The 12,811-nt window shown below is 71.0% G+C and carries 10 protein-coding genes; 3 read left to right on the forward strand and 7 right to left on the reverse strand.

Annotated features, from left to right (window positions below; genetic code table 11):
- Positions 1-34 precede the first annotated feature (34 nt).
- On the reverse strand, positions 35-1,366 hold the full coding sequence (locus CACI_RS37675) for a nucleotide sugar dehydrogenase (protein ID WP_015796171.1): 1,332 nt from the start codon (positions 1,364-1,366) through the stop codon (positions 35-37).
- A gap of 110 nt (positions 1,367-1,476) precedes the next feature.
- Here CACI_RS37675 and CACI_RS37680 point away from each other — a divergent pair, with 110 nt between their 5' ends.
- Together CACI_RS37680 and CACI_RS37685 are read left to right on the forward strand one after the other, a co-directional pair.
- On the forward strand, positions 1,477-2,403 hold the full coding sequence (locus CACI_RS37680; protein ID WP_015796172.1) for a glycosyltransferase family 2 protein: 927 nt from the start codon (positions 1,477-1,479) through the stop codon (positions 2,401-2,403).
- A gap of 11 nt (positions 2,404-2,414) precedes the next feature.
- Positions 2,415-2,924 carry an NUDIX hydrolase gene (locus CACI_RS37685; protein ID WP_015796173.1) on the forward strand — a complete coding sequence of 170 codons (510 nt, stop codon included), beginning with the start codon at positions 2,415-2,417 and terminating at the stop codon, positions 2,922-2,924.
- Here CACI_RS37685 and CACI_RS46660 read toward each other — a convergent pair.
- Positions 2,914-4,269, reverse strand: coding sequence for a lysylphosphatidylglycerol synthase transmembrane domain-containing protein (locus CACI_RS46660; protein WP_015796174.1), 1,356 nt, complete (start codon positions 4,267-4,269; stop codon positions 2,914-2,916). The two genes, CACI_RS37685 and CACI_RS46660, sit on opposite strands and share 11 nt — an antisense overlap.
- Here CACI_RS46660 and CACI_RS37695 point away from each other — a divergent pair.
- Positions 4,268-5,374, forward strand: coding sequence for a glycosyltransferase (locus tag CACI_RS37695; RefSeq protein WP_041540712.1), 1,107 nt, complete (start codon positions 4,268-4,270; stop codon positions 5,372-5,374). The genes CACI_RS46660 and CACI_RS37695 overlap by 2 nt on opposite strands.
- A 394-nt stretch (positions 5,375-5,768) precedes the next feature.
- On the opposite strand, the gene CACI_RS37700 is transcribed toward CACI_RS37695, so the two are convergent.
- The 5 genes from CACI_RS37700 to CACI_RS37720 all read right to left on the reverse strand — a co-directional run bounded on the left by CACI_RS37700 (position 5,769) and on the right by CACI_RS37720 (position 12,710).
- The gene (locus tag CACI_RS37700) at positions 5,769-8,906 is read right to left on the reverse strand and encodes a glycosyltransferase family protein (RefSeq protein ID WP_015796176.1); all 3,138 of its coding nucleotides are present in this window, start codon (positions 8,904-8,906) and stop codon (positions 5,769-5,771) included.
- Positions 8,903-9,823 carry a glycosyltransferase family 2 protein gene (locus CACI_RS37705; protein WP_015796177.1) on the reverse strand — a complete coding sequence of 307 codons (921 nt, stop codon included), beginning with the start codon at positions 9,821-9,823 and terminating at the stop codon, positions 8,903-8,905. The genes CACI_RS37700 and CACI_RS37705 overlap by 4 nt, the downstream gene beginning before the upstream one ends.
- A gap of 168 nt (positions 9,824-9,991) precedes the next feature.
- The gene (locus tag CACI_RS37710; RefSeq protein ID WP_015796178.1) at positions 9,992-11,008 is read right to left on the reverse strand and encodes a Gfo/Idh/MocA family protein; all 1,017 of its coding nucleotides are present in this window, start codon (positions 11,006-11,008) and stop codon (positions 9,992-9,994) included.
- Entirely contained in the window at positions 11,005-12,126 is a 1,122-nt protein-coding gene (locus CACI_RS37715; RefSeq protein ID WP_015796179.1) for a DegT/DnrJ/EryC1/StrS family aminotransferase, read from the reverse strand. Before CACI_RS37715 ends, CACI_RS37710 begins: the two co-directional genes overlap by 4 nt.
- Positions 12,123-12,710, reverse strand: a complete 588-nt coding sequence (locus CACI_RS37720) for an acyltransferase (protein ID WP_143765552.1) — start codon at positions 12,708-12,710, stop codon at positions 12,123-12,125. The genes CACI_RS37715 and CACI_RS37720 overlap by 4 nt, the downstream gene beginning before the upstream one ends.
- Positions 12,711-12,811: the final 101 nt, after the last annotated feature.

Below are 12,811 nucleotides of genomic sequence, written 5' to 3' on the forward strand. Positions count from 1 at the left end.
ACGCGCCGGGACGGTGCTCGTCAGCTGATGGGCCTCAGGCGATGCCCAGCACCTTGCGGGCGACGCCGTCCCACTTGGCCGGGTCGGTGATGTTGCGGCCGTCGACGATCACCTTCACGCCGGGGAAGTCCGCCGCCGCCAGCTCGCGGTACTCCTCGTGCTCGGTGTGGACGATGATGCCCGCGACCTCGGTGCCGGGCTCGTAGGCCGGCAGGCCGAGCGCGGCCAGCTCCTCGGCGGTGTACAGCGGGTCGGAGACGACCGGCTGGGCGCCCTCCCCGGCCAGCGCCGCGACCAGGCCGAAGACGCCGGAGAACGCGGTCTCCTTCACGCCGCCGCCGCGGTAGGCCGCGCCGAGCACCAGCACCGTCCGGCCGGCCAGACCGCCGCCGCCGGTCGCGCCGCCGAGCAGGCCCTCCAGCAGCCCGACCAGGTACGCCGGCTGTGCGAGGTTGGACTCGCGGGCCGCGCGCACGATCGAGGCCTCGGGGTCGTTGAACAGGTAGAAGCGCGGGTAGACCGGGATGCAGTGGCCGCCGACCGCGGGTCCCGGCTGGTGGATGTGGCTGAACGGCTGGCTGTTGGAGGCCTCGATCACCTGGAAGATGTCGATGCCGGTCCGGTCGGCGAAGCGCGCGAACTGGTTGGCCAGGCCGATGTTGACGTCCCGGTAGGTGGTCTCGGCGAGCTTGGCCAGCTCCGCGGCCTCCGCCGAGCCCAGGTCCCACACGCCGTTGCCGCGCTTGAGGTCGGGGCGCTCGTCGAAGTCCAGGACCGCCTCGTAGAAGGCGACCGCGGCGGACGCCGAATCCGTGTCGATCCCGCCGACCAGCTTCGGGTACTTGCGCAGGTCCGCGAAGACCCGGCCGGTGTAGACGCGCTCGGGGCTGTGGCAGAGCAGGAAGTCGCGGCCGGCGTTCAGACCCGAGGCGGCCTCCAGCGCGGGCAGGAAGCGCTCGCGGGTGGTGTGGACCGGCAGGGTGGTCTCGTAGCTCAGCAGGATGCCCGTGCGGCCGTTGGCGGCGGCTTCCTTCAGGCCGGCGGCGATGGTCTGGGTGGCGGCGTCCATGGCGCGGAAGTCCGGCACCGCGTCCTCGTCCACGACGACCGGCACGACGACCACGACCGCGTCGCTGTCGGCGACCGCGGCGACCCCGTCCAGGGTGGCGGTGAGGTTGCCGGCGGTGACCGCCCGCGGCAGCCGCACGTCGAGCTCGGCCTCGCCGGGGAAGGGCTCCACACCGGCGTTGATCTGCTCCACGACACGCGGGACCACGTCCACGCCGTAGACCTGGTGCCCCTTAGAGGCGAACTGGACGGCCAGCGGCAGGCCGATCTTGCCCATTCCAATGACGCTGATCTTCACAGTGCTCCGGACTCCAGGTTCGGCGTGTGTTCCGTATATGCGTTGCAGGACGCAAGCGTACCCGGCGCGGTTCCTAATACCCTTATGCCGTCTACTTGCTGAGGAGCACCGTGACCGACCCTGAACTCACTGTCATCGTCCCCACGCGGGAGCGGCCGGGACTCCTGAAGGAGACGGTGGAATCCATCGTCGCCTCGGCCCGCGCCGCCTCGGACAAACTCGGGGCAACGGTGCGGGTACTGGTGGTGGACGACGCCTCGCCGACGGAGTCGACCCGCGAGGCGGTGGCGGCCCTGACCGCCGAGACCGCGGCCGCCGGCACGGCCGTCAGCGTGGACTACGCACGCGTCGAGGTCCACGACGGCCGCAAGGACCCGGGCGCCGCCATCGCCCTCGGCGTCTCCCAGGCGACCTCCCGCTACCTGACCATCTTCGGCGACGACGACATCATGCTGCCGGAGCACATCACCCTGCACCTGCAGAACATGCGCCGCGGCGCCGACGTCTCAGCGGCGTCGTACTTCATCACCGACGGCCAGCTCAACCGCCAGCACGCCAAGCGCCGCCGCGCAGCCCACCTCGGCGACCTGCTGATCGGCCGGATCGACGTGAACGACGGCGCCTTCGTCCGCACCGAACTGATCCAGGCCGTGGAACTCGACCCGGCCCTCCTGGCGCAGATGCTCTACCCGGTCTGGGCCACGCTGCTGATCGACAAGCGCAAGTTCGTCTACTCGCGCACCCCGACCTTCCTCTACCGCCGCCACGACGCGAACATCAGCAGCGTCAACAAGAACGCCGAGGACGCCGCACTCCGCACCTCGCTCCAGGAGAAGTACCAGGCGCTGGCATCGGAGAAGCTGGGCGCCGTGCCCGAACCCCGGAAGGTGGACTGGGCACGGCACAAGCGAGAGTGGCAGTACTCGAAGAAGGGCTACGTGCGCTGGCGCATGGCCGCCACGGAGTTGGCGGTGAAGCGGAATCCGGTGGTGCGGAAGGCTTTCCGGATGCCGCCGCTGCCTCCGAAGGAGTCGTAGGGCGGGGTGCGATGACAGACGGTCGGCACGGCGTCGCCGTGGACAGCGGTGTCGAGGTCCCAGTCCCCGCCGACGATGAGAACTGGGTGGTCGGAGCGATCATCTTCGACGGCGCGGGGCGGGTCTTCGCCCAGAAACGCAGCGCTGAGCGAAGGCTCTTCCCCGGCATGTGGGACATCGTCGGCGGGCACGTCGATGGTGGCGAATCCATCCTGACGGCGCTGGCCCGGGAAGTCATGGAAGAGACCGGATGGCGCTTGCTGCGGGTGCGGCGGCTGGTCGAGAAGTCGACGTGGACCGGCGATGACGGCCGGGGTGTGCGGCACGAGGTCGATTACGTCGTCGAGGTCGAGGGCGATCTGGCCCGTCCCGCGCTGGAGTGGTCGAAACACTCTGAGTACGGATGGTTCGGCCCGGAGGACCTGCCGCGCCTTAAGGAGAACGTCGCGCCTGGCGACTGGTTCATTCACGATCTGGTCGCCAGGGCACTTCGAGAACGTTCTGACGCCGCTAGGCGGTGATGCCGGCCGATTTGGTCGTCGTCTCGCCGTCGGTGTCCGTGCCGCCCTTGCCGGTGCGGCCCTCGTGGGCGGTGAGGGCGGCGGCGATGAGGTCGGCGGCGATGGTCACCAGGCGGGAGGCCAGGGCGACGACTGTGGCTTTGCCGGGGTCCAGGACCGGTTGGAGGGCGGCGACCAGGATGAGTTCGCGGACGCCGGCGCCGGCGGGGGCGAAGACGATGATGAAGCCGACGCTCCAGGCGAAGGCGTAGCCGCCTATGGCCAGCAGGAGGGTGCGGCCGGGGGTCGCGCCCAGGGCGATGGCCAGGACCCAGATGTGGGCGCCGGCGAGGAGCCAGCCGACGAGGCTGCGGGCCGCGGTCTCGGCGATGGTGCGGCCGGTGAGCGGTTCGATCGCGGGGCGGCGGGTCAGGCGGAAGAGGGTTCGCAGGACCGGGTTGGCGATCTTGGGGTGCAGGCCCGCGAGCAGGAGCGGTGCCACGGCGAAGGCCCAGCGGTAGCCGGCGGCGTCCGTGCCTCCGCCGAGGGGCAGGGTCGCGGCGGCGAGCAGGAGCGCCGAGGAGAGCGACACGAGCATCGCGAGTGCGGCGGCGGCCGCGCTGCGTGCGCGGGGGATGCGGTAGGCGCGGCCGAGCTGCATCTGCGCGACCACCGGCCAGACCGAGCCGGGCAGGTACTTGCCGAGCTGGCTGGTGAAGAAGATGCGCGCGGCGGGACGCAGCCGCAGCGGGGAGCCGAGCGAGCCGAGCAGCCCCCGCCAGGCCAGCATCATCGCCACGACCGAGGCCAGGGCGGGGACGAGCGCGACCAGCAGCGGCACCGGACCGAGCTCGGCGAAGCCCGCCCGGACGCGCGTCCACTGGTGGCCGACAGCGTAGGCGCCCGCCGCGATGGTGAGCGCGAGGAAGGCGAGGCGGGCGATCTGGCCGCGGCGGTTGGGGGCGGGGCGGGGCGTCGCCGGGTCGTCGGGGTCGGGGAGAAGGTCGGCCAGGGGGTCGGGCAGGGGGTCGGTGACGGAGTCGGGCTGCTGAGTCGGCTGCGGGGAGGCAGCGGAGGAATCGGCGGAGGAATCGGCAGACGAGTCCCCATCAGCCTTGGCGTTAGCGGCAGAGGAATCGGTAGAGGAATCCCGATCAGCCTTGGCATCGCCGGCAGAAGATCCGCCGGCAGAAGACCCATCGGCAGCCGCCTGCGCATCGCGGGCACCGGCCGCCAAGCCGCGGCGCTCTCCTCCGGCGTCGGCACGCGCGCGTGCCGTCTCGCTCTCGGCGCCCGCGGTGGCGGGGGCTTCGTCCGTCCGGACGGTCCGCCGGTTGAGGCCGGAACCGCTACTCTGGCTGACCATGCGCGTCCTGATCTTCGGCACTTACGACGTGGCGGCGCACCCCCGGGTGGGGGTCGTCGCTGAGGGGTTGCGGGGTGCGGGTCATGAGGTCCGCGAGTGTAACGCGCCTCTTGGGTTCGACACCGCCGCGCGGGTCAAGATGCTGGCCCAGCCGTGGCGGGTACCCGCGCTCGGGGTGCGGCTGGCGCGGTGTTGGGCGCGGCTGGCGCGCCAGTCGCTGCGGGGACCTCGGCCGGACGTCGTGGTGGTCGGGTACCTCGGGCACTTCGACGTGCACCTGGCGCGGCTGCTGTTCGGGCGCCGGCGCGTGGTGCTGGACCACCTGATCGGCGCCGCCGACACCGGGCGGGACCGGCAGGTGAGCCACGGGGTGCGGCAGCCGCTGCTGCGCGCCATCGACGCGGCGGCGCTGAGCTCCGCCCGCGTGGTGATCGTCGACACCGAGGAACACCGGGAGACCCTGCCCGCCAAACACCAGGCGCATGCCGTGGTGGTTCCCGTCGGTGCGCCGGACGAGTGGTTCGTGCCGGAGGCAGCACCGGAGCCGGCGGAGCCCGAGGGCCCGCTGCGCGTGGTCTTCTACGGCCTGTTCACGCCGCTCCAGGGCGCCGCGACGATCGGCGGCGCCATCGCCCGCCTCGCCGACCAGCCCGTCGCCGTCACGATGATCGGCGGCGGCCAGGACAAGGCCGAGGCGGTGCGCAACGCCGGCGACGCCAAGAACGTCACCTGGCTCGACTGGGTCCCCGCCGCCGAACTCCCCCGCCTGGTCGCCGAGCACGACGTCTGCCTCGGCATCTTTGGCACCGGCCCGAAGGCACTCCGGGTCGTGCCGAACAAGGTCTACCAAGGCGCGGCAGCCGGCTGCGCGATCGTCACCTCGGACACCCCGCCCCAGCGCCGCGCCCTCGGCCCAGCCGCACGCTACGTAGCCCCCGGAGACGCCGCAGCCCTCGCCGACGCCCTCGCCGACCTCGCCGCCGACCCCCACCAACTCGCCGAGCTGAAGCAGGCGTCCAGCACCGCCGCCCGCGACCGCTTCACCCCGGCCCGCGTGGTGGAACCGCTGCTGGCGAAGCTCGCCGAGCTGGGATTCGGCACATGAGCCGAACACGGTCCGGGAGAAGGAAAAGAGTCCGCGGGCACCGCTGAAATCGCATCCGAACGCCGAATCACCGGCGAACCCGGCCGCGAACGCCGAGCAGCCAGAACCACCGAACACGGCCGCTAATGCCGAGCAGCCCGAGCCACCCAGCCCGCGCCCGAACACCGAGCAACCTGAGGCACCCGGCCCGTTCCGGATTGCCGAGCAGGCCGAGTCACCGAACCCGCGCCCGACCGCCGAGCAGCCTGAGCTACCCAGCCCGCGCCGGCCCGCCGAGTGGCCAACGCCACCGAACCCGGCCGCGAATGCCGAGTAGCCCGAGCAGCCCGAGCCACCCAGCCCGCTCCCGACCGCCGATCCGCCGCACCGCGAACCCGCATCGCGCGTCGACGTCTCAGACACTCGCGTCCCCTCCGCCGGACTCCACCGCGCCGCCAGCCGTCGCCGCCGTCCGCCGCGCCCGGCTGCGCAGCCACGCCAGTTCCCAGGGCGCTGGGCGGCCGCGGCGGGAGTACCAGGTCTCCATGCCGACGCCGCCGGCGAGGGCGAAGGCTGTTGCGGCGCTGGCGTAGCCGCCTAGGCCGTGGTCCGGGGACTTGTAGTGGAGCTTCACTGTGTGCGTGCCCTGTGGGACCGCGACTGCGACCAGGCCCTGGTCGGCGGGGACCAGGCGGGCGGTTTTGCCGTCCACTGTGGCGGACCAGCCGACCTGGTCGGAGTCTGCGACCACGAGGTAGCCGGGGGCTTGGGAGTCCACCTGGGCGCCTACGGAGTCCAGGCCGTCGCTGGTCACTGTCACCGCGCTGTCGGGGGTGACCGAGGTGGCGCCGGTCGAGGCCGCGCCGATTGAGGCCAGGGCGGTCGTCGGTGCGGTTGCGGCTGGTGTGGAGCCAGCTGCTGCGGACGAGCCGACGGCGCCTGCCACCGTCGCGCCGGCGTCTGCGTCCGATCCCGCTGCCGACAGCACCGCCGGCGCTGTCAGCGCCATGCCGCTGTTCAGTACCACCGTCGAGGTCTCCAGTGCTCCGGAGGCCAGGAGGCTGACCCGCGATGTCGCGTTCGGGACCACCACCGAGGAGTCGGCCCAGCGGATGCGCGGCATCGCGTTCAGCCGCTGGTAGATCACCGACGAGCCGGCGTGGACCAGTTTCAGGCCGTCGCCGGGGTCGGTCACCGTCGCCAGCGCGGGTGCGCCGGCCAGGGCCTGGACCGCCAGCGGCTCGGTCTTCGCCGAGTGCAGGGTCAGCGTCGCTGTCCGCGGGCCGTTCGCGGCCGGGGAGTCCAGCGCGATCGGGACGTCGAACTCCACGCCGGTCTGGATGCCCTGGGTCAGCCGTTTGGAGGTCACCGAGCCGGCGCCGTCGGAGACCGTGACCTCGATCCAGTCGTCGCTCGAATTCGGCGCGTAGGAGAACACGTCGGCGGCGGAGGTCGGGACCAGGCCCAGGGCCCGGACGTCGTCACCGACCGGCAGCCGCACCGGGAGCGGCACGTTCGGCTCCAGCTCCACCGACGTGCCGTCGGTCTGCGCCGGGTGCCCGGTCCCGAACACCGGCTCGTTCGGCGAGGCGGTGAAGTAGGCGACGCCGAGCCGGTCCAGGATCGGGCTGGTCGCCTGCGCCTCGTCCGGACTGAACGCCAGCCGGGTCGGTGCGGGAACCGGATCGCCGGGCACGCCCTTCACCAGGGTCGCGAACGCCGAGTTCAGGAACGCGTGCCCGTTCAGCGCGCGCAGCCCGTACACCGAGTCGGTCCCGAGCACCGAGGCCTCGGACGTGCTCGCGTAGCGCGAGTGCCCGAGGTTCGCGGCCAGGAACTCCTGCGTGTCGGTGACCGGATAGAAAGTCGATTTATCGGCGCTGGGAGTGAACCGCCCGATGAACGACGTGCCCTCGGCGGCGACCATCGCCACCACCCCGCACGCCGCGAACACCCGCACCACGCCGACCCGCCGGACCGACCCGCCGAACCAGGACACCAGCCACAGCACGCCGACCAGTAGCACGGCGGCCGCGATCAGCATCAGCCCGTGGCGGATCTCGGTGTTGTACGTGGAGACGGCCACCTGAGTCGCCTTCGTGCCATCGGCGCCGTTGTAGCCGTTGGCGCCGTCGGCGGTCGCGACCCTGCGCCCCTCGCCCACGAGCGCCCAGGCCTCCAGCCCGACCGCCAGCACCACCACGAGCGCCCACGCCGGCGCGGCCCACCGCGCCAAGCCCGGCCGCAGCTGGATCCGCGGAGCCACCCAGCGCGCGAGGCGGCCTCGAGAAGCGGCGGGGGCAGCCGCGAACTCCGACCGTTTCCGCAGCACGACTTCGAACCCGACCGCCGCCAGACACGCCAGCAACAGCCCGGTCACGCACCGCGCCCGGCCGATGAAGTTCGCCCCGAACAACGACCGCAGCACCGGAATGTGCTGCCCGATCCCCAGCAGCCAGCCGCCGTGGTAGACCAGCAGCATCCACACCGCGGTGGAGGCGATGAAGAACACCCACACCCCGCGCGGCAGCAGGATCCGGCCGCGCCGGACCGCCATCACCGCCACCACGGACAGCACCAGTACCGCGGCGCCGACATAGCCCAGCGCCTCGACCGAGTTCGGACCGAGGTAGAACAGCTGCTGGTCGGTGGAGGCGACGCCGCCGAAAGCCCACGGCGCGAAGGACGTCAGGAAGCTGACCGGATCCAGATGGTCCGCGCCGCTTTGTCCACGTCCCTCGATCAGCCAGGAGGAATAGAACTTCGCGAACGGCAGCAACTGGAACATCGCCAGCGCGACCCCGGCCGCGACGCCCGCGCCGAGCGCGGCGAGCTGCCCGATCCTGCGGGTCCGTACCAGCGCGTAGACCCCGGCGGTGAGCAGCGCGTAGCCCTCGACGGACGGGAACCCGCCGAGCATGAGGCAGCCGACCACGACAGCCAGGACCGCGACGTCCCGGAACCGCCGCAGCTGCAGCAGCCGCTCGACCGCCCAGAACAGCAGCGGCACGAAGGCGCCGACCCGCGTCTGCGGCCAGCCCTGCCAGGCCACCATGTAGGCGCCCGAGACATACGCCATCCCGCCGACCAACGCGGCCGGCGGCGACAGCTTCAGCCGGCGCAGGAAGAGATAGAGCCCGACGAGTCCGACCAGAACTTCGGCCAGCCGCTCGTACGCCGGCGCCAGCCACGACGGCAGCACGTAGTACGGTGCGGTCACCGGGGAAGCCAGCGCGTTGTTGGTGATGCTGCCGAGCGGCGTGCCGCCGACGATGTAGGGGTCCCAGGCAGTCGGTTTACCGGACTTGACCCCCTTCGCGAACAGGTCCTCGGCCGGGATCTCGGCGCTGTACACGTCCGACTGCATCAGGTTCTTGCTCTGCGAGTCGGCGAAGCCGGCGTTGGCGTACACGCCGTAGCGCACCATGTAGTCGGTGTCGGCCAGCACGCTGCGCCCCGCCAACTGCGAGGCGATGCCGCCGACCGCCAGGTACAGCGCGGCCAGCACGGCCGCCGCGGTCACCAGACGCGAACCCCAGCCGCGCTCACTCACTCCGGTCGGGATCGGACGATGAGGTCCGCGAGGAGTGCCATGGAGGCGATGATCAGCCCTGACAAGAGCAGCAGTGCCGTGTTCTGCGCGAACCGGAACGGATGCACCGACACATCGAAGATGGCCTTGACCGCGCCGATGCCGACCAGCCACAGGGCCGGGGGCATCAGGACCTTCAGCGGGTTGAAGTACATCACCATCCGCAGGACCTGCAGGATGTAGCGGTAGGCGTCCTTCACAAACTTGAACTTGGACTTACCGGCCCGCTTGGCATAGTCGATCGGGACATACACCACGGTCTTCTGGTTGGACATGAACGCCAACGTGATCGTGGTGACACAGGAGAACCCGGGCGGCAGCAGCCGCAGATACGGCAGCGCCACCTCACGGCGCATCGCCCGCAGACCCGAGTTCAGATCCGGGATCTTCTGGTTCGTCAGCTTCTCCGCGATCTTGCGGATCACCCACTTCGCCGGGATCCGCAACAGACGGTGCGAACCCATCTCGGCCTTGCGCGCACCCACCACCTGATCGATACCGGCGTCGAAATCAAGCATCTCCACCAACTCGGGGATCCGCTCGTTCGGATACGACATGTCCGCATCGGTCCACACCACGATGTCGCCCCGGGCCATGCCCGACCCGATCCGGCGCACCGTACCGGCACCGCCGTTGCGGTGGAACGCCACCACCTTCACCGACGGGAAATCGATCTCCGCCTTGCGCAGCACCTCCAAGGTGCCGTCGGTGGAGGCGTCATCGATCGCCAAAACCTCATACGGATACTCCGTGGCATCCAACGCCGCACAAATCCGCTGAATCTCCAGCAGAACGTGCGCCTCCTCGTTGTAACACGGCAGAACCACACTGACATGAGGTGGAGGCTGCTCGTTCTCCAAGGATCCAGCCCCTTTCATCAGGCCTGATGCGCCAATAGTCCCCTGCCGGGGGAGATCAGTCTCTGCGAGGACTCTTAGAGTTTCGTGAAGGTCGTCAAACCAAGATAAAGAGCGCGTGAGAGCCCCCGACCCCGGTTACCCGGTTTCGGGGGCTCTGATCACTGGCTGTCCTGAACAGGACACGGGTCACAGCTCGACGGTCGTGCCCTTCGCGGCGGAGTCCAGGGCGGCCTCGGCGACCCGGACGACCTGGAGGCCCTGGCGCATGCTGACCACGCGGTCCCGGCCGCCGTCCACGTCCAGCACGGCGTCGCGGAACGCCTCGAGCTCGGTGCGCAGGGGTTCGGGCTTCGGGATGGCGAAGCGCACCATGTCGCCCTCGGATACTCCGCGGAAGGCTTGCATCGCCTCCCAGGTGGGGATCGTCGGCGCCGAGGCGTTCGCGTAGAACGTCAGGTCGGCGGTCAGCGTGTCGGCGACGAAGCAGCCCTTCTCGCCGGTGACGATCGTCACCCGCTCCTTCATCGGCGAGAGCCAGTTCACCAGGTGGTTGACCACGGTGCCGTCGGCCAGCCGGCCGGTCATCGCGATCAGGTCCTCGTGCTCGCGGCCCGAGCGGTAGGCGGTGTGCGCCGAGATCGAGGTGTAGGTCTGGCGGGTCACCCAGGCCGTGGAGTCGATGTCGTGGGTGGCCAGGTCCTTCACCACGCCGACGTCGGCGATCCGGTTCGGGAACGGGCCCTGGCGCCGGGTGACGACCTGGAAGACCTCGCCGAGCTCGCCGTGCTCCAGCCGCTTGCGCAGGTTCTGCAGCGAGGGGTTGAAGCGCTCGATGTGGCCGACCGCGCCGACCAGTCCGGCCCGCTCGAAGGTCTCGGTCAGCTGCGTCGCGGACTCCACATCCGGCGCTAAAGGCTTCTCGATCAGCGTGTGGACGCCGGCCTCGGCCAGCGCCAGCCCGGTCTCGGCGTGGAACACCGTCGGCACCGCGACCACGGCGAAGTCGATCCCGGCCGCGATCAGCTCCTCGACGCCGCCGAGCACCGGGCGGCCGTTGGCCGCGCCGTGCGCGTCGCCGCCGGGGTCGGCGACGGCGACCAGCTCCACGCCGTCCAGCGAACCCAGCACCCGCGCGTGGTGCCGGCCCATCATGCCCAGGCCGATCAGGCCCGCGCGCAGCTTCGTCCCGCTCGTCCCACTCACAGCGCGTTCACCCCGGCCACGATCCGCTCCAGCTCGTCCTGCGCCAGGGTCGGCATCACCGGCAGCGAGAGCGCCTCGCGGGCCGCCTTCTCGGTCTCGGGCAGCTCGCCGGCGACGCGCGAGGCGATGTCAGGACGCTGGAACGAGGGCAGGCGGTGGATCGGGATCGGGTAGTACATGCCGGTCCCGATGCCGCGCTCCTTCAGACGGTCGGCGAGGCCGTCGCGGCCGCCTTCGACCTCTTCGGTGACCCGGATCGTGTACTGGTGGTAGACGTGCTCAGCGCCCTCGGCGACCGGCGGGACGCCGACACCCCGCAGGTGCGCGTCGAAGTACCGGGCGTTCTCCTGGCGCTGCTTGGTCCAGCCGGCCAGCTTGGCCAGCTGCACGCGCCCGACGGCGGCGTGCACGCTGGAGAGCCGGTTGTTCAGGCCGATGACCTCGTTCTTGTACCGCTCCTCCATGCCCTGGTTGCGCAGCAGGCGAACCTGGCGCGCGACCTCGGCGTCGGGGGTGACCACGATGCCGCCCTCGATGGAGTGGATGTTCTTGGTCGGGTACAGGCTGATGCACGCGGCGTCGCCGAAGGTGCTGATCGCCTTGCCGTTCAGGCTCGCGCCGACGGCCTGCGCGGAGTCCTCGATGACCTTCAGGCCGTGCTTGCGCGCGATCTCCATGATCGGGCCCATCGCGGCCGGGTGGCCGTACAGGTGCACCGGCATGATCGCCACGGTCTTGGCGGTGATCGCGGCCTCGATCGCGGCCGGGTCGATGTTGAACGAGTCGCGCTCGATGTCCACGAACACCGGCACGGCGCCGACGATCGCCACCGAGTTGGCGGTCGCGGCGAAGGAGAACGAGGGCATGATCACCTCGTCGCCGGGCTTGACGCCCAGCGCCAGCACCGACAGGTGCAGCGCGGAGGTGCCGGAGTTCACGGCCACGCAGTGCAGGCCGTCGAGCAGCTGGGAGAACTCGTTCTCGAAGGCCTCGACCTCCGGGCCGGCGGCCACCTGGCCGGTCCGCATGACGCGCACCACGGCCTCGATCTCATCCTCGCCGGTCACCGGTCGGGCCGGGGGAACGAAAGCCCCGGAGAAATTAGATGCCAGTGTCACGCCTTCTCCTTCAACACACCGTCATTCTCGACGTACTCGGATCCGTCCTTGGGACAGACGAACAATCCGTCGCCGCGGTCCTCCAGCGGCTCGCCGGCCTTGCCGACCCAGCGGATCCGCTTGGCGGGGACACCCGCGACCAGAGCGAAGTCCGGGACATCCTTGCTCACCACGGAGCCGGCCGCGACCAGGGCCCAGCGGCCGACCGTCACCGGCGCGATGCACACCGAGCGGGCGCCGACCGAGGCGCCCTCGCGCAGGGTGACGCCGACCGGGGTCCAGTCGTGGGCGGACTTGGGAGTGCCGTCGGCGTTGATCGCGCGCGGGTAGTGGTCGTTGGTGAGCACCACCGCCGGGCCGATGAAGACGCCGGGCTCCAGCACCGCGGGCTCGTAGACCAGCGCGTGGTTCTGGATCTTGCAGTTGTCGCCGACCGGCACGTCCGGGCCGATGTACGCCCCGCGCCCGATCACCACGTTGCGGCCGACCCGCGCGCCCTCGCGCACCTGGGCCAGATGCCAGACGCTGGTGCCCTCGCCGATCTCGGCGCGGTCGTCCACGTCGGCGCTGGGCAGGATTCGCACGCCTTCCCGGCTACCCTGCTTCTGTTCAGTCACTCTCGGTTCTCCGGGGATCGATCGCGCGGCGCCGGGTCGCGGCCCGCTGGACCGTGGGCACGGCGGCC

It is taken from the genome of Catenulispora acidiphila DSM 44928, assembly GCF_000024025.1.
In the GTDB taxonomy this organism is placed as follows: domain Bacteria; phylum Actinomycetota; class Actinomycetes; order Streptomycetales; family Catenulisporaceae; genus Catenulispora; species Catenulispora acidiphila.